General features: G+C 37.4%; 25 protein-coding genes and 1 riboswitch. Of the genes, 8 read left to right on the plus strand and 17 right to left on the minus strand.

What is annotated here, in order from left to right; all coding sequences use genetic code 11:
• Positions 1–114: 114 nt before the first annotated feature.
• The 5 genes from RU87_RS01880 to RU87_RS01900 all read right to left on the minus strand — a co-directional run bounded on the left by RU87_RS01880 (position 115) and on the right by RU87_RS01900 (position 5,047).
• The gene (locus RU87_RS01880; RefSeq protein ID WP_068162579.1) at positions 115–801 is read right to left on the minus strand and encodes a methionine ABC transporter permease; all 687 of its coding nucleotides are present in this window, start codon (positions 799–801) and stop codon (positions 115–117) included.
• Positions 798–1,835: a methionine ABC transporter ATP-binding protein gene (locus tag RU87_RS01885; RefSeq protein WP_068162576.1), complete on the minus strand. Its 1,038-nt coding sequence runs from the start codon at positions 1,833–1,835 to the stop codon at positions 798–800. The genes RU87_RS01880 and RU87_RS01885 overlap by 4 nt, the downstream gene beginning before the upstream one ends.
• A gap of 122 nt (positions 1,836–1,957) precedes the next feature.
• Complete coding sequence (locus RU87_RS01890; RefSeq protein ID WP_068162574.1) at positions 1,958–2,800, minus strand: MetQ/NlpA family ABC transporter substrate-binding protein; 843 nt, start codon at positions 2,798–2,800, stop codon at positions 1,958–1,960.
• A gap of 462 nt (positions 2,801–3,262) precedes the next feature.
• Entirely contained in the window at positions 3,263–4,105 is an 843-nt protein-coding gene (locus RU87_RS01895) for a MetQ/NlpA family ABC transporter substrate-binding protein (RefSeq protein WP_068162572.1), read from the minus strand.
• 111 nt (positions 4,106–4,216) lie between these two features.
• Positions 4,217–5,047 carry a lactate/malate family dehydrogenase gene (locus RU87_RS01900; protein ID WP_167373820.1) on the minus strand — a complete coding sequence of 277 codons (831 nt, stop codon included), beginning with the start codon at positions 5,045–5,047 and terminating at the stop codon, positions 4,217–4,219.
• Between the two features lie 70 nt (positions 5,048–5,117).
• A riboswitch (TPP riboswitch) is annotated at positions 5,118–5,209 on the plus strand.
• Between the two features lie 57 nt (positions 5,210–5,266).
• Between RU87_RS01900 and thiT the strand changes: the two genes are divergently transcribed.
• The 5 genes from thiT to RU87_RS01925 all read left to right on the plus strand — a co-directional run bounded on the left by thiT (position 5,267) and on the right by RU87_RS01925 (position 8,416).
• Positions 5,267–5,809: an energy-coupled thiamine transporter ThiT gene (gene thiT / locus RU87_RS01905; protein WP_068162566.1), complete on the plus strand. Its 543-nt coding sequence runs from the start codon at positions 5,267–5,269 to the stop codon at positions 5,807–5,809.
• Between the two features lie 102 nt (positions 5,810–5,911).
• Positions 5,912–6,751, plus strand: a complete 840-nt coding sequence (locus tag RU87_RS01910) for a DUF368 domain-containing protein (protein WP_068162563.1) — start codon at positions 5,912–5,914, stop codon at positions 6,749–6,751.
• Positions 6,748–7,218 carry a YbaK/EbsC family protein gene (locus tag RU87_RS01915; RefSeq protein ID WP_068162559.1) on the plus strand — a complete coding sequence of 157 codons (471 nt, stop codon included), beginning with the start codon at positions 6,748–6,750 and terminating at the stop codon, positions 7,216–7,218. The genes RU87_RS01910 and RU87_RS01915 overlap by 4 nt, the downstream gene beginning before the upstream one ends.
• Before the next feature lie 195 nt (positions 7,219–7,413).
• Positions 7,414–7,989: a biotin transporter BioY gene (locus RU87_RS01920; protein ID WP_068162557.1), complete on the plus strand. Its 576-nt coding sequence runs from the start codon at positions 7,414–7,416 to the stop codon at positions 7,987–7,989.
• A 76-nt stretch (positions 7,990–8,065) separates the two neighbouring features.
• A complete protein-coding gene (locus RU87_RS01925; RefSeq protein WP_082782166.1) occupies positions 8,066–8,416 on the plus strand; it encodes a DUF3397 family protein in 351 nt (116 codons plus the stop codon).
• 69 nt (positions 8,417–8,485) lie between these two features.
• Here RU87_RS01925 and RU87_RS01930 read toward each other — a convergent pair whose 3' ends face one another.
• Positions 8,486–8,698 carry a YdbC family protein gene (locus RU87_RS01930; protein WP_068162554.1) on the minus strand — a complete coding sequence of 71 codons (213 nt, stop codon included), beginning with the start codon at positions 8,696–8,698 and terminating at the stop codon, positions 8,486–8,488.
• Positions 8,699–8,788: 90 nt separating this feature from the next.
• Between RU87_RS01930 and RU87_RS01935 the strand changes: the two genes are divergently transcribed.
• Positions 8,789–9,106 (plus strand): hypothetical protein, encoded by a 318-nt coding sequence (locus tag RU87_RS01935; RefSeq protein ID WP_068162551.1) that lies wholly within the window; start codon positions 8,789–8,791, stop codon positions 9,104–9,106.
• Positions 9,107–9,108: 2 nt separating this feature from the next.
• Here RU87_RS01935 and RU87_RS01940 read toward each other — a convergent pair whose 3' ends face one another.
• The 7 genes from RU87_RS01940 to RU87_RS01970 all read right to left on the minus strand — a co-directional run bounded on the left by RU87_RS01940 (position 9,109) and on the right by RU87_RS01970 (position 16,704).
• Positions 9,109–10,251 carry a nicotinamide-nucleotide adenylyltransferase gene (locus RU87_RS01940; RefSeq protein WP_068162549.1) on the minus strand — a complete coding sequence of 381 codons (1,143 nt, stop codon included), beginning with the start codon at positions 10,249–10,251 and terminating at the stop codon, positions 9,109–9,111.
• Positions 10,252–10,289: 38 nt separating this feature from the next.
• A complete protein-coding gene (locus tag RU87_RS01945; protein ID WP_068162546.1) occupies positions 10,290–10,934 on the minus strand; it encodes a VTT domain-containing protein in 645 nt (214 codons plus the stop codon).
• A gap of 230 nt (positions 10,935–11,164) precedes the next feature.
• Positions 11,165–12,454, minus strand: coding sequence for a peptidase U32 family protein (locus RU87_RS01950; protein WP_068162543.1), 1,290 nt, complete (start codon positions 12,452–12,454; stop codon positions 11,165–11,167).
• Positions 12,455–12,880: 426 nt separating this feature from the next.
• The gene (locus RU87_RS01955) at positions 12,881–13,600 is read right to left on the minus strand and encodes a DUF4811 domain-containing protein (RefSeq protein ID WP_068162542.1); all 720 of its coding nucleotides are present in this window, start codon (positions 13,598–13,600) and stop codon (positions 12,881–12,883) included.
• Positions 13,600–15,156: an MDR family MFS transporter gene (locus tag RU87_RS01960; RefSeq protein WP_068162538.1), complete on the minus strand. Its 1,557-nt coding sequence runs from the start codon at positions 15,154–15,156 to the stop codon at positions 13,600–13,602. The genes RU87_RS01955 and RU87_RS01960 overlap by 1 nt, the downstream gene beginning before the upstream one ends.
• The gene (locus tag RU87_RS01965; RefSeq protein WP_068162537.1) at positions 15,149–15,613 is read right to left on the minus strand and encodes a MarR family winged helix-turn-helix transcriptional regulator; all 465 of its coding nucleotides are present in this window, start codon (positions 15,611–15,613) and stop codon (positions 15,149–15,151) included. Before RU87_RS01965 ends, RU87_RS01960 begins: the two co-directional genes overlap by 8 nt.
• Positions 15,614–15,774: 161 nt before the next feature.
• A complete protein-coding gene (locus RU87_RS01970; RefSeq protein ID WP_068162534.1) occupies positions 15,775–16,704 on the minus strand; it encodes a peptidase U32 family protein in 930 nt (309 codons plus the stop codon).
• Between the two features lie 180 nt (positions 16,705–16,884).
• On the opposite strand from RU87_RS01970, the gene RU87_RS01975 reads away from it, so the two are divergent.
• Entirely contained in the window at positions 16,885–17,178 is a 294-nt protein-coding gene (locus tag RU87_RS01975) for a DUF3270 family protein (RefSeq protein ID WP_082782165.1), read from the plus strand.
• Between the two features lie 128 nt (positions 17,179–17,306).
• Here RU87_RS01975 and tpiA read toward each other — a convergent pair whose 3' ends face one another.
• Entirely contained in the window at positions 17,307–18,065 is a 759-nt protein-coding gene (gene tpiA / locus RU87_RS01980) for a triose-phosphate isomerase (protein WP_068162528.1), read from the minus strand.
• A 338-nt stretch (positions 18,066–18,403) separates the two neighbouring features.
• Here tpiA and menA point away from each other — a divergent pair, with 338 nt between their 5' ends.
• Positions 18,404–19,354, plus strand: coding sequence for a 1,4-dihydroxy-2-naphthoate polyprenyltransferase (gene menA / locus RU87_RS01985; RefSeq protein ID WP_068162525.1), 951 nt, complete (start codon positions 18,404–18,406; stop codon positions 19,352–19,354).
• 96 nt (positions 19,355–19,450) lie between these two features.
• On the opposite strand, the gene RU87_RS01990 is transcribed toward menA, so the two are convergent.
• The 3 genes from RU87_RS01990 to RU87_RS02000 form a co-directional block, all read right to left on the minus strand.
• Positions 19,451–20,599, minus strand: a complete 1,149-nt coding sequence (locus RU87_RS01990; RefSeq protein ID WP_068162522.1) for a mannitol-1-phosphate 5-dehydrogenase — start codon at positions 20,597–20,599, stop codon at positions 19,451–19,453.
• 99 nt (positions 20,600–20,698) lie between these two features.
• The gene (locus RU87_RS01995; protein ID WP_068162519.1) at positions 20,699–21,139 is read right to left on the minus strand and encodes a PTS mannitol transporter subunit IIA; all 441 of its coding nucleotides are present in this window, start codon (positions 21,137–21,139) and stop codon (positions 20,699–20,701) included.
• 110 nt (positions 21,140–21,249) lie between these two features.
• Positions 21,250–23,208: a BglG family transcription antiterminator gene (locus RU87_RS02000; protein ID WP_068162516.1), complete on the minus strand. Its 1,959-nt coding sequence runs from the start codon at positions 23,206–23,208 to the stop codon at positions 21,250–21,252.
• Positions 23,209–23,213: the final 5 nt, after the last annotated feature.

Here is a 23,213-nt window from a genome sequence, read left to right on the forward strand (position 1 = left end):
TTTCACATTCTAATTGTAATATAATTTTACATATTTGACAAGAAGATGGTATTAAAAATCTGCCCTCTCGGACAGACTTTCTAATCTTAAAACGATCACTAAAATGATAAGTGTTTAGCGCCCTTTTGATGCAGCTTTAACAAATAGATTTCCCACAACTTGGCTGATAAAAACAATCACTAACACAAACACGAGAGATAAGAATGTCACATCTGCACGACCACGTTGATACCCCTGTTGTAGTGCCATAGCCCCGAGGCCACCACCACCAACGGCACCTGCCATCGCAGTTAAGCCAATTAAGTTAATCACTGTAAAACTAGAAGCTCGGATGATAGAAACCAAGCCCTCACGTAAGTAAACTCTATAAATAATACCAAAATCTCCAACACCCATTGCACGGGCTGCTTCCACAACACCTGGATCAACTTCCAGTAAAGCATTTTGAATTTGTCTAGCAAAAAATGGAATTGTCCCTAAAACGAGTGGCACTGTAACCGCCGCCGTACCAACAGAAGTCCCAACAATCAAGCGAGTAAACGGTACGAGTACAGCAAGTAAAATAATAAAAGGAATAGACCGGCCAATATCAACGATTTTATCTAAAATAATATAGATCAATTTATTTGGCTTCAGTCCTTTCTCACCAGTGATAAGTAGCAAAATACCGATAATCAACCCGATAATACCAGCAATAATACCAGTGATGACTGTCATTTGTAGTGTTTCAAGCGACGCTTGCCAGAAATCTGGCCAAAGTTGTGACGCATTTGGAAACCACTGATTGATTAAGTTTGTCATGCGATCACCTCTTTTTCAGTTGTTCTCTCGATTTCAGAAATCCTCACTTGACGTTGTGCTAGATAATCTGAAATTGCATCAAGATCTAAGACACCGCCATTATCACTTTCCAGCGTGACAATTAGCGTACCAATTGGCACCTCTTGTAGGAATTCGATATTACCATATAAAATATCCGCAGTCACAGCAAATTTTTTGAATAAATCAATAATGACAGCACCTGTTGCATTTGGAAATTTTAGGACGTAGAGTGGTTTATCAGTATGCGCTAATAATTTCTTCTCAGCTTGCTCCACATGTGTCGCAGTTCGGATGAAATCTTGTGTTAACGGCGCTTTTGGTTGATCAAAGATACTGATCACATCGCCATGTTCAATCACACGCCCATTTTCCATCACCGCAACCTTATTACAAATTTCCTTAACGACTTGCATTTCATGGGTAATGATTACAATAGTAATGCCTAATTTTTGATTCACTTCTTGGAGCAACTCTAAAATAGACAACGTTGTTTTTGGATCAAGTGCTGAAGTTGCTTCATCACATAACAATATCTTAGGATCATTAGCAAGCGCTCGTGCGATCGCAACCCGTTGTTTTTGTCCACCAGATAACTGCCCAGGATAAGCTGCTTTTTTATCTAAAATACCAACCAATGCTAGTAATTTTTCCACCTTAGCAGTAATGTCGGCTTTAGATAAGCCTGATCCTTTTAGCGGAAAAGCAACATTATCAGCAATTGTTCTAGACGTCATGAGATTAAAGTGTTGAAAAATCATCCCTATTTTTTTACGTTCTTCACGTAAAGCACGAGCTGATAAAGTCACCATATCTTTGCCTTCAACGATGACTTGACCTTGTGTTGGTTTTTGTAATAAATTAATCACGCGTACAAGTGTTGATTTCCCAGCACCTGAGTAACCAACAATCCCATAGATATCTCCTTTATCTATTTGGAGCGATACATGATCAACAGCAGTTACGTCACTTTTTTTCTGTGTGAATGTCACACTAATATCCTTTAAATTTATCATATTATTATTCTACCATTTTCTAAGATAATCTGTTAATCGTTTAGCACCATATCTAGCTGACAAAAGCTTGAGTTGACAACTCAAGCTTTTGGTACGAATAGTAACCGGAACTATCGTGACTACTATTTACTTGTATCCCATGCTGGAAAGTCATTCGTTTTTTTGATGATTTCTGCGATTTCTGGTGTTTGGTAAGCTTTAACAATTTTTTTGAAGTCTGCTTTATCTTTGTCTTCTTTACGGACAACAATCACATTTTTATAGATTTCGTTCACTTTATCCATGTGATCAGTATCAATGTAGAGTGCTGATTTTTTAGGTGTCGTATGTAGTTGGTCAGTTACAAAGTTTGTGTTGATAAAAGCAGCAGTTAAATCTGGTAATGCTGCCACAAGTTGGTCAGCTTGAATTGGTTTGATCTTGATTTTCGTGTTATAAGACACAATATCTTTGACTGATGGCGAATCAGGCGCATTATCTTTCAGTTTGATCACATGAAGTGCATCAAGTGCTTGTAAAGAACGACCGCCATTTGCTGGATCATCAGGAATACCAACAACATCTCCATCTTTCAAGTCTTTTGGATTTTTGATCTTATCAGAGTAAAGACCAAATGGTGAGATGATGGTGTATCCGATAGGCGTCAAATCTTTTTTATTATCACGATTATAATTGTTTAACCACGCATTGTGTTGGAAACTATTTAAATCAAGTGAGCCATCCGCAAGTGCTGGATTTTCTTCAGTATACCCACTAAATAATTTCACATCAATTTTAATATTATCTTTTTTTAAGTCCTTACCTAATTGTGTCCAAATCTCTTTTTGTTGATCACTTGCCACACCGACGACATAAGTTCTCACACCATCTTTATCGGCACCAGACTTTTTAGCCCCACATGCTGCAAGTGTGACTACTGAGAGTAGTGCAACGATTCCTGTTGTTACCTTAGTCCATTTTTTCATTCATACTTCCTCCATAAATACCTAATATTTTTTTGACTAGCAATAGTATATCATCCAGTAATATGGTCGGGTATTATTAAAATTTTATAACAGCATTGCTGTTTTTTTATATCAATTTTTTTCGATAGTTTCGTTTGATTTTATGGTTCTATTTTTTAGCAATTAGTGTCATTAATAGGTAAGTATTCGGATGGCACGTTTGTCATTCCTTGAATTAAAGCTATTTTTGGCAAAAGATTAAATAACGTTTTTGAACAAGATTATCAATCAAAACAGTCAGTATTGTTTGTGGCGTAACACAGACAGGGATCCCCTAGACGTTCGCTTTTTTATCTAAAAACGCTGTACTAACCTCGTATACAAGAAAACCTAGCGAACAGCTCGCTAGGTTTATCTTTAGTCTAAGCTTCAGTTGACTGTGCTATCTTTTACTACAAATCGTCATCGCAACAATCATGCTTATTATTTGCTTGTATCCCATGCTGGGTAGTCATTCGTTGATTTAATGATTTCAGCAATTTCTGGTGTTTGGTAAGCTTTAACGATTTTTTTGAAGTCAGCTTTATTTTTGTCTTCTTTACGAACAGCAATGATATTTTTGTATAGATCACTTACTTTATCTAGATGATCAGTATCGATATAAATCGCAGATTTTTTAGGTGTTGTATGTAATTGGTCTGTTACGTAGTTTGTGTTGATAAAAGCAGCCGTAACATCTGGTAATGCTGCTACTAATTGGTCAGCTTGAATTTCTTTTATCTTAATTTTAGTACTGTATGACGCGATGTCTTTTACTTCTGGAGAATCTGGTGCATCAGATTTAAGTTTGAGCACACCAAGAGCTTGAAGCGCTTGTAGCGCACGACCACCATTTGTAGGATCGTTAGGAATGGCAACAACATCACCATCTTTCAACTCTTTTGGATTTTTAATTTTATCAGAGTAAAGACCGAATGGTGAGATGATTGTGTAGCCAACATACGTTAAATCTTTTTTATTTTCTTTGTTGTAGTTGTTTAAGTACGCAACGTGTTGGAAACTGTTTAAATCAAGTGAGCCATCAGCAAGCGCAGGATTTTCTTCAGTATAACCACTAAATAATTTCACATCAATTTTAATATTATCTTTTGCTAAGCTTTTGCCAACTTTTGTCCAAATTTCTTTTTGTTGGTCACTTGCGACACCGACGACATAAGTTTTTACACCATCTTTTTTTGTATCGTCTTTTTTAGCACCACATGCCGCAAGTGTCACTACTGAAAGTAGCGCAACTAAACCTGTTGCTACCTTAGTCCATTTTTTCATCAATACTTCCTCCATAAATTCCTAATAATTTTTTGACTAGCAATAGTATATCATTAAGTGAGCAGTTCGCGTATTATCGAAATTTTATAACAGACTTTCATTTTTTCTATATCAAATCTGCTGATAATTTTGCTTGATTGTATCGATACTTTGTTGCAAACGTTCTGCTTCTTGACTTGTAAGCGTTGGTATCACACGCTTCACTACGCCTTTAGGCAACGAGAGTTCTGTCAACGTACTATAATAACACCCTTGTACTTGATCATAAGTCGAAACAGGTAGTATTGTTTGTTCTCCTTTAACCAAGACAGTGATGATTTTGGCGACACTTGACGCAATCCCAAAAGCAGTATGATGTTTGACTGCATATATTTCCCAGCCTGTTTTGGCTGCGAGTTTACCGATAGTTTCAGAGACATGAAGCGCAACTTGACTCTCACCATGTTCGCCAATTACTAATACATCTGTTTTTCCAGCTCTATTTTTTAAGCGATTTGTATCAATCAACGTCCCACTACCAATTACCTTTTGCTTATCAAATCCAGTTAAATTAGCCAAATATAAAGCGATAACATCACACGGATTTGTCACTGATAGGATTAATCCTGAAAACCCTGAACGTTTTAATCTGGGCGCAACATCTCGAACGATCTCAGCTGTCACGCGCAATTCAGCAAGTCTGTCAGTCGCTGTTTCTAACACAGTAATATCACCCGCACAAAATACAACGATTTCAGCTGTTTCAAGTTCGCTATAATCATTTTTTATCAACTTAATCTCGTGCGCAAGATTACACAAAACATCAGATAATTCTAGAACCTCTGCGTCTACTTTTGCTTCATTTTTGTCAATCAAGACTAATTCTGTAGCCAGCGCTTGTAAACACAGTGTATACGCCAAAGTCGAGCCAACATGTCCTAAGCCAATAATCCCAATTCTCATCATCTACACACTTTCTAGTCTACGCGCTTGCATTTATATATCTATCATGATAAACTAATGATGTAAAAAATACAAACACAAGGGGTACCGCACTGCGGTTGAGATTTACCCTCAGAACCTGATGCGGTTAATACCGCCGTAGGGATGTGTCGATTTGGTATTAACGACCATGTCGCTTCTGATGAACCCCTCCTTGTGAAAATATAAGGAGATTTTTTTATGTCACAACACACTGTCTTTAACATTCGGGTCCTAACCGAAATGGCTATCATTGCCGCCCTAGCTATGGCTATGTCGCTGATTCCACTCACAGTCGGCTGGTTTGAAATTAGTCTTGGTACGCTTTTAATTGTCTTAATTTCACTTCGACATGACACTGGTATCGGGATCATCACTGGCTTAATATGGGGATTACTGCATTTTGTGCTTGGGAAAGTTTATTTCTTAAGTGTCCCACAAGTCATCATCGAATATGTACTTGCTTTTTCATTTGCTGGATTTGCCGGACTTGTTGCAAATAAATTTAAGCAAACAGGACAATCGAGATATATTGTTTTTGCCGTCATTATCGGTGCTGTCGCTAAATATTTTTGGCATTTTGTAGCAGGCGTCATTTTTTGGAGCGATTATGCCTGGAAAGGTTGGGGGGCAGTTAGCTACTCACTCGTGATCAACGGGGTCAGTTGTGTGTTAACCGCCATCACAGCGATCATCGTTTTACTTGTTATCAACAAAGTTGCACCCAAACTATTCAAATTTTAAGTAGATAAAAAACAGCGTGCAACAGCACGCTTTTTGTTATCTCCGATTTATTTGGTATAATAGCATAATATGTACAATTTTAAAAAAGGTGGTTCAAAATAGATGTCATGGCTAATTAGATTAATCAAAGGTGTTATTATTGCACTAGGTTTCATCCTCCCCGGTGTATCAGGTGGTGTACTGGCTGCTATATTAGGTATATATAGCAGAATGCTCTCATTTCTTGCACATATTCGTGAAAATTTCAAAGAAAATTTCTTCTATTTCCTGCCAGTTGGGATTGGCGGTATACTAGGGATTGGTATATTATCAAGACCTTTAGAATTTCTACTTGTGCATTACCAAGTCATCGTCCTTTGGGGATTTTCCGGGGCTATTGTGGGAACACTACCTGCGCTATGGCAAGAATCTGAGAAAGAAACTAAACGTGACAAGGGTGATTGGTCTTGGTTGATTGGGACATTTTTAATCAGTTTACTCGTTTTATATACATTACCTTACTTGTTTGGGACACTACCTGCTAACTTTGTGACCTTTATACTTGCTGGTGCTTTGATCGCACTTGGTGTATTGGTACCTGGTTTGTCACCCTCAAATTTATTACTGATTTTGGGACTATATTCCCCAATGCTAACAGGCTTTAAAAATTTCAAATTACTCAGCGTCTTTTTACCAATCGCTATCGGTGGTGCTTTAGCAATGTTTTTCTTTGCCAAGGGTATGGAATATCTACTCAAACAGTATCATTCTCGTGTTTTCCATTTTATTATCGGTATCGTCTGTGCGTCTACTATTTTGATCTTAGTGCCAAATGCAAAGAGTACTGAGAGTATTAACTATTCAGGTAGTAACTTGATAACTTTACTATTCACAGTCATCTTTACAATACTTGGCTTGATGTTAGGATTATGGATGAGTAAACTAGAGGAAAAATATAAATGAAACAAAAGAAACTAAAAAAAACATTAGTTGATCAAATTTTAGATAAAGCTGGTATTGCGCATGAGTCTCTAGCACTAAACGCACTAAAAAATGACCTCCCAGAGGATATCCAAAAAGAAGATATCTATAAGACATTAGCGCTAACCAGCGGCACGCAATGTATCATTGGTATTGTCCCACTGACTAGCCACTTATCTGAAAAAAAATTAGCTAAAGCTGCTGGATATAAGAAAGTCAGCATGATCCCCCAAAAAGACTTACAAAAAACAACAGGTTATGTACACGGTGCAAATAACCCTGTCGGTATTCATCAAAAACATCAGTTCCCGATTTTTATTGACAAAGTCGCATTGGAAGCCCCTTTGATGATTGTCTCTGCTGGTGAGGTTGGGCGAAGCATTCACATTAATCCTCAAGAGCTTGCAACTTTTGTACACGCTACTTTCGCAGATATTTGCGAGGATTAGCTGCTTGATTAAACGATTTTAGTGATCGTTTTTTGTATTCTTGCATAATACCGCTTTTTATTGTACACTTATAAAGTATTTTTAGTTTACATTCAGAAAGGATTATGTCTTTAAACTAGTGATTACAAAGGATTATCATACGAGTTAAGTATCCTAATCTTATCGTATGAGCTAATGATAAGGCATCACATACATATGACCACCAATAAAGTTCAACGTATAGCAATAATCGCTATAGCTGCTGCATTTATGGCTATTTCTAGTCAGCTCACTATTCCACTGCCGCTCGTGCCTCTGACCTTACAAACACTTTCAGTAGGCATTATTGCCACTGTCCTAAAACCAGTAGACAGCTTATTTTCTATATTAGTCTACCTAGTGCTTGGTGCTATTGGGCTACCTGTTTTTGCTGGGGGTGCAGCTGGATTTGGTGTGATCCTTGGGCCAACTGGTGGATTTTTGATCGGCTTTTTAATTCAAGCACAACAGGTTGCACAACTTTGTAAACTTGCGCCAGTAATCAAAAGCACAAGTGGAAAAATTACCTTATTTATCCTAGCAAATATTATCGGTACGATTTGGTGTCTGGCGATGGGAACTGTATGGCTATCTATTGCTGGTGGTCTCTCGCTTCAAGCTGGATTTAAAGCTGGTTGTTTACCATTCATTATTCCTGGGCTAGTTAAGGCAATATTAGCTGCCATCATCGGTTTCTATATCCGCCGCGCCTTAAAACAGAATAGTTATTTTAAAGTAGAGTCGTACAAATAATGTTTTGGTTTTACTATGGTGATCAGCATTAGGGGATAAAGTTGTAATTTTTTATCAAAAAGGCTAAAATAGTCTTATGTTAACTCTTATCTGCCTTGTCTTATATCCGATTATCTTATTGATACTCATGCCATTATTATTTAAGTTCTTTAGAATTAGAACTTTTTCGAGCATTAACATCCCTGATGTCATGACATTTTTTCTAATATTTGGCTTACATTATTTTTCTCGAAAACTAGCACATATCAGTATCATCCCCTACTTCTCATTGTTAGTTTCTGTCTTAGCCTTCATCTTATTATTATTAGATTTATTTTATTATCGTTATTTTTCGGCTAAACAATTTGTACATTTATTTTGGCGATTAACGTTTTTTATTACGCTAATCCTTTATATATGTATGGTAGTCATCGTCTTTACATTATAAAAAAGAGAGCAGCTATTAAGCTAATCTCTTTTTTTAATGTACTACAGTTATTTTTTTAATGTACTACAGTTATTTTTTTAACTCTTCAACTAGTTTTTGAAACTCTTCATTAGTTAGCGTGACCCCTTTTCCCATTTTACTATAATCGGGTGACCACTGGCGGATATCAAATTTTGCTGGTGCACCGTTCCAAGATACACGTGTTAGTTCTTTTTTCCAGCCCTTCTCATTCTCAGAAAGGACTATCAAATGCTCTTCAATTTCAAACTTAAATTCACTCATATCGCTCTCACTCCATTCATACTGCTTTGTCTTATCACTATTCTTACGCATTAAACTGCATTTTATCATAATATATGTTATAATTTTTTTATGAAAAAAATCTTAACTTTTATACGTCATTTTTTTTCGAAAGCACATACACATACAAAGCAACCCCTAAATACAGATATTCTCGCTAATCTAGAGCTTGCACTTGCCTTTAATCATGCGATCAATATCACCTTTAAACATAAAACTGGTGGTATCGCAAGTTTTATTGCTACGATCATTAGTATCACAGAACGTCAAGTTGTTGTCAAAGATGTGACATCACATCAGATTCGTATTATACTCCTTACAAAAATCCAACAAGTAAGTTTTGTACCGGAGCATGCGCATACAACACCTATCGATGAACTAAACGCCTAGCCTTAATAGTCTAGGCGTTTTATTTCGACCCCAGTTTTTTGTTTAACTGCATCGATAGCGTGGTGATATCTGCTGAGATACCCTTTTTTATCACGCGCATCTCCCTCATCATCAAGTAAGACAACCTTATCCATTAAGTTAAATTCGGCTAGTTGACGCATCAACTCTTCATGAAATAGCTGTCTTGAAGATTCCCACGCCATATTTCTAAAGCCATCATCGATATACTGCGTAATGGGTGGAATAACTAAAATCAGATCCATCTGTTCATCACGAATCGTCTTTTGAAACAATGGCTCTAACTGCTCTTGTTCAGCTTTTCCCAAATAGAGTTTTGCATAGACACGTGTCACTATCGCATCTGTATCAAGAAAGACGATGCCTTGATTGGCAGGCGAATTAATTTCTTTAGAATTAACATCATACTGTCCGGTTATCAAGCGTGCATAGTCTGCCATCTCAAGCTCATCATCGTTAATATTTGAATATTCTTCATAACTTCTAGCATATTCTTCTGAAAAAGGCGCGTTGATAGATCTTGCAAGTCGTCTCACCAGTGTTGTTTTACCGGTGGAAGCTGACCCCATAATCGTCACAACTTTTGAAAATTGACGTCGAAAGACTCGGTTAATGTCTTGCCAATACGTTTGAGGATGTTCACGTATCATCGTAGCCGAGATTTTAATATCTTGTCGATCCGCAATCTCAACGTGATAACTATTGCCATCATCTGTTGGAAACCGTTTTTCAAGCTCTGTCGCGTATTCAACTTCTCCAACATAAAACGTAACTGCTATGGTCTCTGATTCTGTATTAACTTGAATCAAATTAAATAATTGATTCGCCCATTCATCCCAGCCATGCGGCATCTCAGGCATGCCAGTCTCATCCAGTTTGACAACTTTAATCTCTGCTTCATCGTTAAATGCTTCGCGTAGATAGCGAAATCTTTTATCCAGATGTAGCCCTACTTTGGATCCTCGATCCCCCTCATAACCCGAGACAACTAGTAAAACACCTTCATTTAGTGCAGAAGTTTTATAGATTTGTTGCTGATGTCCCGTATGAAGTGGCGCAAATGTACCAAAGTAAACACCAATTTTCTGACCTGATAATTTACCTTTTGAAATATTATTTGTCTGCATAAGCTATCCTTTATACGATTTTGTGTAAGCGCATAGTACTAATTGACCTTAGGGCTTTCTTTTTTGATAGATTTTAGAAACCCAATGACACTAGGTAGTAACGTTATGACGATAATGCCTAAAATGATAGCAGAAAAATGTTCTTTTACAAATGGAATATTACCGAAGAGATAACCGGAACCTGTTGCAATCAAAGACCATGATAAAGCGGCTATGAAGGCACGTTTCACAAACTCTTGTAGTGGAAATTGACTAATTCCTGCGACAAAAGGAACAAACGTTCTAATAATCGGCATATATCTACCCAATATAATCGCAAGTGACCCATTTTTTTCAAAGTATTTTTCAGCATCATCAAGATGTTTTTTCTTGATAAGTTTGCCGAAATGTCGATTTGTGACTAATTTATGACCAATCGTATGACCGATTAAAAAATTACAGGTATCGCCTAGGAAAGCCGCTAAAAAGAAGAGCACCAAAAACAGACCCACACTAAAGCCCATCTTAGGATTTGCTGCCATAGCACCCGCTGCAAATAATAAGCTATCTCCTGGTAGAAATGGCATAATGATAGCGGCTGTCTCTATAAATATCACCAAAAACAGCAAGAGATAAGTCCATCCTCCCACTGATTGCGCCATTGCATAAATATAATCGTCTATATGTAAAATAAAATTAATCATTGTCCTATACTTTCTTGTCTTATTGGCTGATTGGTTGATCAACCGTGTCATGCTTAGCATTCTGTTTAAACTTACTTCATAAAGTATAACATAAGTGACCCTAACCGGCCAATCTTCTTATAATCAAGTAGTCATACCAACATACTTGATATCATTACAAGATAAAACCGCATGATCGGCATTTTGCAATAGCTATCTCATACGGTTTTTCTCAATATCCGACACCTCTACTATGCTCGGACAGTTTTTGCCACACCATTTTCCTCATACAAGTTAATCAAACCTGAGCCATTTTTACGGATCATATCTCCTGGTTCAACACGTTCAGGAACGGTCATCGTGAGTAGTTCCATCGGATTTGGTGCACGATCAATACGCTCACCTTCTTCGTTACAGAGATTCTCTACGATTGCTGTAAAATGACGGAATCCGGGTCCATAAAATTCAATCTCATCACCAGTCGTGATCACATTTCTTTGTCGAACCGTCGCAGTCATCGTTGCTTCATCAAAACTAACAACCTCACCCACAAACTTATATTGTGGAATTTTTCGACGTGCACCAAATAATTGCTCATTTTCACTAGGTGTTTGATAATAAAAACCTGTGGCTAGTTCACGTTGGGCTACTTTCCATAACTCATCTACTAGTGCTGGTTTGATAGCCTCAAATGCTTCTGGGCTTTCAAGATAGGCATCAACGGCTCTCTTGTAGACGTTGCTTACAGTAGACACATAGTGAATTGACTTCATTCTACCTTCTATTTTAAAAGAATCAACACCATTTTCGATTAAATCTGGTACATGTTCGATCATGCTCATATCAACAGCACTCATTGAAAAATCCTCAGGAATTTCTCCTTGAACAGAGCGACGTTCAGCACCATAAGGCATATCGTAAAGATCATATTTCCATCGACAGGATTGAGAGCAACCGCCACGGTTGGCATCTCGTTTACTCATATAGTTAGATAAGACACAGCGACCAGAATATGAGATACACATCGCACCATGTACAAAGGCTTCAATCTCAACATCAGTATGTTTTCTGATCTCCGCCAACTCTGCCATCGACACTTCTCTCGCCAAAACGACCCGTTCTAGGCCGAGTTTTTTCCAAAACTCTAATGTTTCATAGTTGGTTGCACTGGCTTGCGTAGACAAATGAATCGGTAAGCCTGGTGCTTCACTAGCAGCTATCGCAATTAAAGCTGGATCGCTAACAATCACTGCAGCGATACCAATGTCTCTTAAAGTCCGAAACCACTCACCAGCTCCAGCCTCATTTCCTTCATGTGTCACCATATTGGCTGCCACGTAGACTTTTGCACCATGTCGTTTTGCGAAGGCAATCCCTTCGCGCATCTCATCAAAGCTAAAATTTCCAGCTCTAGAACGTAGACCGTAAGCATCTCCACCAATATACACTGCATCTGCGCCATAGCTGATCGCTACTTTTAATTTTTCTAAAGTCCCTGCTGGCGCCAACACTTCAGGACGTTTTAATTCACCTTGTTTCAAATTGTTTTCTCCTATTTTCAAGATAGTCGAGTAAGTTGAAAAGATCTCTAAATGAGACCAAAACTGTTACTTTAACGTACATATTATATCATAAATTTTCTAAGCCATGTTTTCCAAATATAGGGTCAAAAATCGTACAAGATGTCCCAATGCTCATATCAAGCAATATGATGAGCTCTACTATGACTACCAATTATGTCCAAAGTTATCCTGATTTTATACGCGTAAAGATAGTCATTTTTACCTCTCTTTGCAGTTAGGGTTATCATGTGCGGTCAAGTATAGATAAATAGGATAACAGCACTATATCCAGACACTCATAGTTGCTAGTTAAACACACATCAACAATAAAAAAAATGACCATCAAATATTAACCTTAAAAGTTAATTATCGACAGTCATATATTTCTTGTACACCCCTAATAGATTACTCGGTAATCCCAAGTAGCTGTTTCATTTGTTTCACTTGTAGGGCTGCATATGCAGCTGGATTTGATGTTTGAAGTCCAGTAAGCTCTGCTGCTTTTTGTGGATTAGCTTTAAGCGCTTCAGTCATTTGTTTTTGCATTGCTGGTGCTTCTTGCTTTAATTTTTGGGCTTGGTCTTGTGTTAAGACAAGCCATGTATTTTTAGGTACAGAGACAACTGAATGTTCTCTCACCAATTCATTTTGTTCACCACCAACACTAAATAGTAATTTATAAAAATTAGATGCCCAAACGCGTCTAGTTGTATAGGTTGTCACCATTGCTTTATTTTCATCTACTAATTCATATGTTGCTGTTTTTTTGATTGCCTCAACGATATTTTTTTCATCAGGTTTAAAATTAGCTTCTGGTTTGTCCGATGTTTTATCATGACGATAGACAAAGACATAGTTATTTGTATCTTTACCGATTTCAGCTTTGATTAACACACCATATGGTGCTGATTTTTCTCCAGCAGTATAAATACGGCGAGAAGTGGCTGTATTAACTTTTTTCATGCCCCAATTATCTTTGATGTGTAGGGTCAGCATAGCTACTGAACCTGCTAATAATAGAAAACATACCCCACCAACTAACCAACGTGCTAGTCTATTTTGTATGAACATGAACCCAAAGAAGGTACCGATCATGAATATGATGACTAATAATATAATTAACATTAGTTTGCTTCTCCCTTCACTGTTTTCACTTTAACAGGTGCTGTAGCCGGTACACCGGCAAGCAGTTTCCCTCGACTTAAGCAGAAGGCAACACCGACACCAATTACAGCAAATACAAATCCAATTGCAAATGAGGCATGGTAGCCTTGTAACATAGCAGAGATTGTTTTATCTGCATACTGTAGCGGATTAGTCTGTTTTAACGATGTCGCTGGTAAATGATTTGTAATCACATTTTGCGCAACTGAAGACAGGAGGGCTACGACAACAGACGATGCAACTTGACGTGCTGTATTACTTGATGCTGTGGCTTGAGCAACCTCATGTACCGGTACTGAATTCATGGCACTAGTTGTCAGTGGCATCATGACCATCCCAACGCCTATCATACGTAGACCATAAAGTAGTGTCACAAAATGATCAGGCGTTGAAACCGTGAAAAACATAAACGGGACAGTCCCCAAAGCCAATACTAAGAAACCAACAATCGCTAAGCGTTTTGCGCCAATACGATCATAAACACCACCAGCGAGTGGGGCAACAACAGCCATCATTAAAGAACCAGGTAAGAGAACAAGGCCAGAATTAAAGGCAGAAAGTCCATGAACGGCTTGAAGATATAGCGGCAACATCATCTCTACACCCATCATAGCCATCGTACTTAAAGCAAGTGCAAGTGTCACTAATGTAAACTGTTTGATCTTAAATACACGAATATCCAAGAATGGATCAGCCATTTTGAGTTGACGGAGCCCAAACAATAAAATGATAATCAGGCCACCAACGATAGGTGCAATAACTGTATTTAGTTTCCCCCATCCATCAGTTGCGACATTAGTGAATCCCCAAAGGAAAATCCCAAATCCTAGTACTGAGAGTAAAACTGAAAGAAAATCGAGTTTCATTGGCCGATTTGGCACCACATCACGCATCATAAAAATGGAAATTAAGAAGACTATCCCAACAACTATCATCGGAATGAGAAAAATCGTTCTCCAGCTCGCATCAAATGCCCAAAAGATAAGATTAAATTTATGCGTAATGAGCCAACCGGCAAATGTAGGACCTAAAGCTGGTGCTAATACGATAACGATCCCTGCAACGCCCATGATAGCTCCCATTTGTTTAGCAGGAAACATATTCACTAAGGCAACTTGCATGAGTGGCATCGTAATCCCAACGGCGATGGCTTGCAAAATCCGTCCTGCTAAGAAGACCCACCAACTTGAGGTTGGTGCCGAATAAGCAACGAACATCCCTATTAGTAAGATTGCATATGCCGTAACATAGAGCCATCGTGTAGGAAATTTTGTTGCCAAATACGCTGATATTGGCACCATAATCCCATTTGCTAGTAAAAACCAAGTCGTTGCCTGTTGGGCTGTGGACATGGAAATATTAAAATCTTTCATCAATGTGGGAATCGCAGTCCCAAGAGATGTTTGCATCAACATGGCCCCAAATGTCCCAACTAATATCAACAGAAACATCCCTATCCTGCTATAATGCTTCCCATGTATATCAACATGATAGTCTTTTTCGAATACTTCAGGCATCTTTCCCCTCTGCTTTCTCATTATCTTCTTGTGAAAATCTAATACCAATTTCTAAAAATAGGTTGAAATTTTCAATAAAACTTTCCGTTCTCTCCTCACCCATCTCCTCAAAGATGCGCGCCAAATAATCACAAGCTTCTGCTCTGATAGCATCTGCTTCAGATTGTCCTTTGTCCGTAATCGCAACTAGAATTTTCCGACGATCTGTTTTTGACATCTCACGCGTCACTAATTGCTTGTTCTCGAGATTATTTAAGATAGTTGTAATCCTTGCAGTACTTGTACGTGTGAATTTAGCAATCTCGCTCGGTAGGATTTGCGTACCTGCTCTCTTAGCAAGGTACCCTAAGACCAAGGTTTCTCCCTGAGAGTGAATATTAAAGCGACTCATCATCTCTGCTTTTCCTCTTTTAAAAACAGCTGTGATAAAGTATTCCGCTACTTTATTATAATCCATCATTCCTCCTTAACGGTGTTAATACTTAACGTCGTTAATTATTATACATCGTTAAGTATAAGGTGTCAAGAATAAAAGTCCTACATCACTGTAAGACTTGATTATTTTTTTACTATCGTTAAGCTGGTAAACAACAACTTATAGGGTATATTATCCTTAACTTACTGGATGTCATCAGGATCTAAATCATAAAATCCATGTCCTAGGGTACGTTCTTTGGGATGTAATGATCTGATTGCCTCATCAAACGCAAACGCCTGTAATGCGGTAAATTGACCTGATTCTATCATCAATTTTGCTTTCACAAAAAGTTCAGCTATTTTGACAAAGTCATCTCCAGGCGTATAAATACCATCTAACTTCCAATGGGTAAACCCCATCGTTGTCAACTCACTTAATTCAGTCATCATATTCACATCATCAGACGCAAATATATGCGTCCCATGACTATCTTCATAAATCGAGTAATGTGTCTCTTCTTGTTTAGGTTCACTTAAAAATAGATTACGTTCTCGTGATTTTTCCTCATCTGTCTTGATAAAGTTATAATAATTCTCTAACAATGGACGTTTTGATTGATGGATAATGGTTGCACCATAAACTAAAATCTCTCCAAATATCGTTAAATTAGTAGAGAGTTTAGCTAGTTCTGCTTTGGGTAATTCGCGCGATAATACAGCACCTATAGCCCCTTGTTCTGCCCAAAAATTGACTTGTCTGCTACTTGTGACCATCGTTGATGCGTCATAAATAAAGGGCAATTTATAGCCATCTCTATCCAGTACAAAAATAACGCCCGTATCACCTACAGCAAGTTGATCCACTTGAATCTCCGCTAAAAAATCTAAGTAGGATTTAATATTAGCCATTTTTTCAGGATGCATAATCGCATTAACAGCGACTGTTACTGTCGCACCAGCTTCATGGGCTAAGGCAGTTATTTCACGTAATTCATCATAGGTAAAATCATGCGGTAACCTTAGCCCATATGTTTTTTCACCGATGTACAGGGTATCCACACCCACATCAAGTAAGGCTTTAGCTTGGTCAATACTCTCAACTGTAGTTGTAATCATTATTTTTTTCGTCATACTTTATATTATACCAAATAAAACGAAATTTACTTTAATCTCTCCAACCCAAAGTATTAAAAAGACTTTATTTTAACACCAGTTTATCATTTGTAACATTTTCGTCATATTTTAATCTTATTGTAACATTTATCTTATTAAAAATATGCTATGATTTATTAGTAACAAAGAGGAGAGACTATGGAAGCCCCTAGATATGACGATGATGATTTAAATTTATGGCCATTACCTACGCGCGAATATGCGCGTGAAGAAAAGACTATTCAAGATAGAAGAACAGCTGAAAGAATTAACGAAATTGTCTTTTTTTCAAATATTGCCATCTTTTCAATCTTCACCGTTATAGGGTGCACTATATTTATCACCTTTTTGCCAAGTTTCCTATCAGTTGTATTCTCGATTGTATCATCTTTCATCATGTTAATAGGCTTAAAAAAAACAATCAGAAAAATACTAAATAGAAAAAAAAGATAAGCCATTCGGCTTATCTTTTTTTTCTAAATTAATCGCTAGTCTATCATCATCTCACTTGATTATCCTTAACTCACTCATCAATAATTTCTAGGGATAATAAAAAAACCTTTTCAGGTTTTTTCACTTAATTATTTAACAAAGTCTAAAAGTGCTAAGAAGCTATCTGCTTCAAGTGATGCACCACCAACAAGTGCGCCATCAACGTTTTCTTTGCTCATGTATTCAGCAACGTTTTCAGGTTTAACAGAACCACCGTATTGGATACGAACAGCGTCAGAAACTGCTTTACCGTAAAGTTTTTCTACAGTTGAGCGGACAACACCACATGTTTCGTCAGCTGTGTTAGCATCAGCTGATTTACCAGTACCAATCGCCCAGATTGGTTCGTAAGCAATAACAAGGTTTGAAACTTGTTCAGGTGTAAGATCTTTCAAAGCTGCAGTAATTTGTGCTTCAACCCATTCACCAGTTTTACCAGCTTCATAAGTTTCAAGTGTTTCACCACAACAGATGATTGGTGTTACACCGTTAGCGATGATAGCTTTTGCTTTTGTATTGATATCTTCATCTGTTTCATGGAAGTACTCACGACGTTCAGAATGACCAATAATGATATATTTAACACCAAGATCAGCGATTGCAGCTGGTGAATTTTCACCAGTGAATGCACCAGCATTTTCAAAGTATGAGTTTTGTGCTGCTAATTCAATCACATCATCTTTTAAGATATCTGCAAGTGGTGCAAGAAATAGTGCAGGGCTACCAATAACAGTATCTACAAGTTCAGCAGATGGTGCTTTCCCTTTTACTGCTTCAGCAAAAGCTTTTGCTTCTGCTAAAGTTTTATTCATTTTCCAGTTACCAGCGATAATTGGTTTACGTGACATGAGTCCACCTCTATATTTTTTTATTTGGAGATAGTGATTAGTCCTATCTACCATGCACTACTATTTTATCATAAAATGGTAAAATATTCACAAAAAAGTATCAATCCTATTTGAAATATTTATTTCATGCAACTGTATGATTAAACTTACTTTTTAATCGCTATATAAGCTAGCTCATCCTATAGTATATCAGCTATGATCCTATTTTTGTACCAAACATGATAAAATATGTTGAGCAGACTTTTGCTGGGCTATATGAGCCGATTTTATAACTTAAAACTTTAGTATTTTTGCTAGTATGAGTCACGCGCAAAGCTTATTTTTTATTAGGAGATGATATGTCATTCAGTGCTTTTTTACATTTAGTTGAAATCAAAACTAAACTTGCTAGTTTTTTTCCCTTTCTCATCGGCGTATTATTTTCTATCAGCTATTTTAAACAAATCCACTGGTTAGAGACTTTAATCTTTTTTTGTGCCATGTTACTATTTGATATGGCGACGACGGCTATTAATAATTATATAGACTTTAGAACAGCTAAGTCACAACAGTATAAATATGAAGAAAATATTATCGGTCAGCTATCGCTTGCTTTACCTTTAGTTAGCAGCTTGATTTATGCCATGATTCTCGTCTCTATGATCCTTGGTTTATTTCTCGCCATCACTAATGGCTGGGCATTCCTGATTATCGGTGGTATCTGTTGCCTGATTGGTATCTTTTACACCTATGGTCCGATTCCTTTATCAAGAATGCCATTAGGGGAAATATTTAGCGGCTTCACCATGGGACTTGGTATTTTTTTGTTAGTGATTTGCATTAATGTCAAACACCAACCACCTTTTTATTTACAGATTAATTTTGCAAGCGATCAGGTGCAACTCAGTGGACAAATCACTGCAATACTTGCCATTATCTTAGCTGCTTTACCTCTTGTCACTTCCATCGCGAATGTCATGCTTGCTAATAATCTACGTGACTTAGATATCGATATCAAAAATCACCGCTACACACTTGTTTATTATATAGGCCGTCCTAGCGGCATCAAATTCTTTACTTCTCTAGCCCTCGTGGGGTATCTAAGCGTTGTGATGGGACTGATCGCTGGCATCTATCACTGGCCTGTGTTATTAATATTTATCTCGTTTCCTATCATCTGGAAACATATACAACAGTTTAAGCAAACATTACCCCACCCTAAGAGTTTTGGTTATGCCATTAAAAATCTAATTGTTTTAAACACAACTTATGCTTTAGGTTTGTTAATCAGTATATGCTTATATCATTAATACCTTTCTTATCACTAGCGTTACACAGTCTAAAAACCCCAGTTATGCAAACTCATAACTGGGGTTTTTAGACTGTCTTATTTTATCACTGATTACTTATAGTGCTTCAATACTGTCTTGTAATGCTTTGATTAATTTATCGTCTTTTAGCTCTGTTACAGATTTAATCACTGTTTGAAGCGGTTCACTTGCGATTCTTTTTTGTAGGTCAACAGCTTGTTCATCTGCTGCATCTTGGTATTTAAATATTTTAGCTGCTGTTGCTAGATGTGTCTTAAAGGATAAGTTACGATCATTTAGCTCACGGATTGGTCTTATAAAGCGTTCATTGTACCCCAATTTACGGATTGGTGTACGTGCTACCCGACTAATGTCATCAGATAAGTGAGGATTTACAAAACGACCACGAATTTTTTCATGATAAGCAATCAATTCTGCTTCATCAAACAATGCCCATTTTGCAAGTAATAACGCACGTGTTTCTTGTTGCGTATCAACTAAGGCTGCCATCACGCGCGCATCTTGCAAAGCTGTATCAATTGTTTGATAACCGTAGTAGTAACCAGTATAAGCAACTGTCGCATGACCAGTGTTGACTGAGAATAATTTGCGTTCGATAAATGGTTCTAAATCATCCGCATAATGGACGCCGTTTAGATGAATTAACGTATTTTTGAGTTGGCTCTCATCAATCACCCATTCACTAAACGGTTCAACGACCACAAAAAGTGGATCCGTATGGGTTTGACCTGGCACGATCCGATCGACTGCAGCATTTGGGAAGCCAACGTAGCTATCAACATAAGCTAAGTCCTCATCACTCAAATAAGTGAGCACTTTAGTCTTGAGGAAATCAGATCCACCAATCATATTCTCACAAGCAATAAAATCAATCGGTGCTGTACTATTGGCTGTTTTGCGTGCTTGGATACCCTTGGCAATTAGTTCGGCGATATATGGCAGTATGTTTGGTCCAATAGCTGTCGTGACGATATTTGCGTTTTTGATAGCCTGAACAACTCCCTCAGGATTTTTGGCATTATTAATGCCCGATACATGCGTTATCGCTATACGAGTTGCAGCATCTTCTGCTAATTCAATCTCATAGCCCCCTCGTGCATTCAAGGCATCGATAACTGTTTCGTTTACATCAACAAATGTCACGTCAAAGTCATTTTGATGAAGAATTTCTCCGATAAACCCTCTACCAATATTACCTGCACCAAAGTGTACTGCTTTTTTCATGTCTACATCCTCTTTTCGATTTTAAAGTTAATGTTAATCGTGCTAACTACAGTGTATTAACTGATGGCTTTTCGTCGTCATTTAACACTTTTTAACACCTTATACCTCAACTGAGTTAAGTAAGTCTACAACCTCTTGTTCTGTTTGTGCATCAGCAAGTTTCACAACATTATCCACATCTGCACAAAAAATAGAGATTTTCTGTATCAATTCCAAATGCTCATTGCCAACACCAGCAATACCAAACAACACAGTAGCGACTTTGGGATCCGCCTCATCGCCAAAATCTACCCCACGTGGGACTTGAACAATCGTGATACCCGTTTTGAGAACTTCTTTTTTTGCAGCATCTGTACCATGAGGAATCGCAATAAAATTCCCCATATATACAGATAATTCTTCATTACGTTGAAGCATTGCAGGGATATAATCAGCTGTCACATATCCACCATCTAATAGTTGTTGACCACAAAAGGTAATCGCAGCTTCTTTCGTCTCAAACGATTTACCAAGTTGAATTAAATTTTTTTGAATGTCCATGTTTTCACCTCTAATAATTATCTTACGTCTCTATACCCTAATTGTAATCGCTTCCTAAAATACTGTAAATAAAAGCCTTGTCACAAAAAAATGTGACAAGGCTTAAGTCCTTATTTGCCATACTTGGCAAAGCTATCATTAATAATTTTATTGAGCAACTCAAAAATGATTTGAAAATTACCTGAACTATAGATGACCGTGTAAAGTGTATTTTCTATGATGGAACTAGAAATCTTACCAAGAATATAATTATAGACTTCATCTAAGGTTTGTGGTGCAGTCAAAAATAAAATGCGACTTGCTTGCATCTCTTTTTTATCCATCCCTTTTACATCAATTGGCTGAGCTAAATCAAATATTTTAAACTCAGGTCGTTTCACACTATCAGATACGCCATGTATTAAAGCCAGATTCGTTTTAGGAATACCAAAAGACGTCCGTTTAAATCTCGCCAACAACTCCCAATCAACTAACTTATCATGCAGCATCAACTCATAGATAGTTTCATCAAAATCAGCTGTATTATCTAGTTTGGACAAACTAAAGTTTTGCAGAATCACCTGACTCTTAACAAAAAAATCTTGGAAATCTAGTGATTGATCGACACTCACATCTGAATTTTGTCTTGGCTTGCTTTGATTACGAATCATCCGAATCTGATGAGTGATTTCTGACGTGTTAGATAAGACCAAATTAGCAGCAATTTTGATGAGCTTAATCCCAATCTGATCAGCGTTTTCAAGTTGTTCAGTCGTAAAAATAATATCAAACTCATCATATATCTCTGCAGTAACTTGGCTGACCTGTACCATCTTAATCGAGGTAATGAAAGGAAACTGCGTCTGAAGATTACGGGCTAAAAATTCCATCGATACTCGCCCCCGACTAGTGACTAGCAATGCATTCATCGGAAAAACACGGTTGGAACTCTCTAAAGTAGCTACAAAATGCAGGGTTACCAAAGCAATCTCTTGATTCGAAAATTGCTTCTCAAAAATAGCAACTAAGACATCTTTGACAATATTAAACAGTGCTAAATGCTCAGTCTGAATTCGTGTGATGAACTCATTTTTTTCATCTGAAAAAAGTTGGGGTAAAGTAAAACTACTGCGCAGATGGGTGTTAAGTAAGATAAAAATCTTCTCGTCTCGACTAAAATTCAACCCCTTTTTGCTGCCGACATCTTCGATGAGTTGGCGAACTTTATAGGAAAAGCTTGTATCATACTTTTCATTAAATAAAAAGTTCCCACCCTTGTTAAAATGGAGTACATCTGCCATATTTGCCAAATAGATAATCTCTTGTAAATTAATCCGAGTATGTTCAAGGTTTTGAACAACCAAAGTCACTAAATCAAGTGCTTGTTTAGACGGATGAAAATGGTAGTGATTTTCGATAAAACGCGATTGTGCGATTCGCTCAAGTGTTACAACGAAGAACAGTCGCAAAATCCCTTGTGTTCTATCAGAGATATCAACTAATTTTGCACATTCAAATGCATGTGTCACCTGCTCAAAATTAGCTTTGTCAAATAATTGAGCGACCTTAGTGCGCTCATAAACAAGGGTATCGAACTTAAAAATATCAGCTGTTGATAGATTACTGCTAAGACTTGACACTAAGAGAGTACGCTTACTGTACTCACTAGCAATAACAGCTAATCCTCCCTCACGAACAAGACCAGCACCTGTATATGCCAGATTATTTTCTATCACTTTAAGATCATTCGTAGCAGTGGGTTGGCTAATCGAAAATTGGTCAATAAAATGCGTTAATTTACCTTTTTCAAAAATTAGCAATATCAATTCCATAAAATGGCGTTCCGTCTGCGTAAACTCTTCCACAACTTGTCGATCAGTTAACTGTGTCAAATCTCCCTCTAACTGATAAAAATTATCAAGTTTAACCAAGTTGACTTGATATTTGGGTAAAAATTGTTGCAAATTTTGTAAATCTCTATAAAGCGTCCGTCGACTGACGCCTACAACGTCAAGAAGCTCAGTAATACTGACCTTTCCTTTCTTGACAATTTCATCAATAATCTCTTGTTCACGCTTTGTTACTAGCATACTAA

Source organism: Pseudolactococcus plantarum (assembly GCF_002441715.1).
GTDB classification, from domain to species: Bacteria; Bacillota; Bacilli; order Lactobacillales; family Streptococcaceae; genus Pseudolactococcus; species Pseudolactococcus plantarum.

Excerpts from the sequence above, each read along its gene's own strand:
- RU87_RS01880 (WP_068162579.1), bottom strand. The coding sequence starts at position 801 with ATGACAAACTTAATCAATCAGTGGTTTCCAAATGCGTCACAACTTTGG.
- RU87_RS01885 (WP_068162576.1), bottom strand. The coding sequence starts at position 1,835 with ATGATAAATTTAAAGGATATTAGTGTGACATTCACACAGAAAAAAAGT.
- RU87_RS01890 (WP_068162574.1), bottom strand. The coding sequence starts at position 2,800 with ATGAAAAAATGGACTAAGGTAACAACAGGAATCGTTGCACTACTCTCA.
- RU87_RS01895 (WP_068162572.1), bottom strand. The coding sequence starts at position 4,105 with ATGAAAAAATGGACTAAGGTAGCAACAGGTTTAGTTGCGCTACTTTCA.
- RU87_RS01900 (WP_167373820.1), bottom strand. The coding sequence starts at position 5,047 with ATGAGAATTGGGATTATTGGCTTAGGACATGTTGGCTCGACTTTGGCG.
- thiT (WP_068162566.1), top strand. The coding sequence starts at position 5,267 with ATGTCACAACACACTGTCTTTAACATTCGGGTCCTAACCGAAATGGCT.
- RU87_RS01910 (WP_068162563.1), top strand. The coding sequence starts at position 5,912 with ATGTCATGGCTAATTAGATTAATCAAAGGTGTTATTATTGCACTAGGT.
- RU87_RS01915 (WP_068162559.1), top strand. The coding sequence starts at position 6,748 with ATGAAACAAAAGAAACTAAAAAAAACATTAGTTGATCAAATTTTAGAT.
- RU87_RS01920 (WP_068162557.1), top strand. The coding sequence starts at position 7,414 with ATGACCACCAATAAAGTTCAACGTATAGCAATAATCGCTATAGCTGCT.
- RU87_RS01925 (WP_082782166.1), top strand. The coding sequence starts at position 8,066 with ATGTTAACTCTTATCTGCCTTGTCTTATATCCGATTATCTTATTGATA.
- RU87_RS01930 (WP_068162554.1), bottom strand. The coding sequence starts at position 8,698 with ATGAGTGAATTTAAGTTTGAAATTGAAGAGCATTTGATAGTCCTTTCT.
- RU87_RS01935 (WP_068162551.1), top strand. The coding sequence starts at position 8,789 with ATGAAAAAAATCTTAACTTTTATACGTCATTTTTTTTCGAAAGCACAT.
- RU87_RS01940 (WP_068162549.1), bottom strand. The coding sequence starts at position 10,251 with ATGCAGACAAATAATATTTCAAAAGGTAAATTATCAGGTCAGAAAATT.
- RU87_RS01945 (WP_068162546.1), bottom strand. The coding sequence starts at position 10,934 with ATGATTAATTTTATTTTACATATAGACGATTATATTTATGCAATGGCG.
- RU87_RS01955 (WP_068162542.1), bottom strand. The coding sequence starts at position 13,600 with ATGTTAATTATATTATTAGTCATCATATTCATGATCGGTACCTTCTTT.
- RU87_RS01960 (WP_068162538.1), bottom strand. The coding sequence starts at position 15,156 with ATGCCTGAAGTATTCGAAAAAGACTATCATGTTGATATACATGGGAAG.
- RU87_RS01965 (WP_068162537.1), bottom strand. The coding sequence starts at position 15,613 with ATGGATTATAATAAAGTAGCGGAATACTTTATCACAGCTGTTTTTAAA.
- RU87_RS01970 (WP_068162534.1), bottom strand. The coding sequence starts at position 16,704 with ATGACGAAAAAAATAATGATTACAACTACAGTTGAGAGTATTGACCAA.
- RU87_RS01975 (WP_082782165.1), top strand. The coding sequence starts at position 16,885 with ATGGAAGCCCCTAGATATGACGATGATGATTTAAATTTATGGCCATTA.
- tpiA (WP_068162528.1), bottom strand. The coding sequence starts at position 18,065 with ATGTCACGTAAACCAATTATCGCTGGTAACTGGAAAATGAATAAAACT.
- menA (WP_068162525.1), top strand. The coding sequence starts at position 18,404 with ATGTCATTCAGTGCTTTTTTACATTTAGTTGAAATCAAAACTAAACTT.
- RU87_RS01990 (WP_068162522.1), bottom strand. The coding sequence starts at position 20,599 with ATGAAAAAAGCAGTACACTTTGGTGCAGGTAATATTGGTAGAGGGTTT.
- RU87_RS01995 (WP_068162519.1), bottom strand. The coding sequence starts at position 21,139 with ATGGACATTCAAAAAAATTTAATTCAACTTGGTAAATCGTTTGAGACG.
- RU87_RS02000 (WP_068162516.1), bottom strand. The coding sequence starts at position 23,208 with ATGCTAGTAACAAAGCGTGAACAAGAGATTATTGATGAAATTGTCAAG.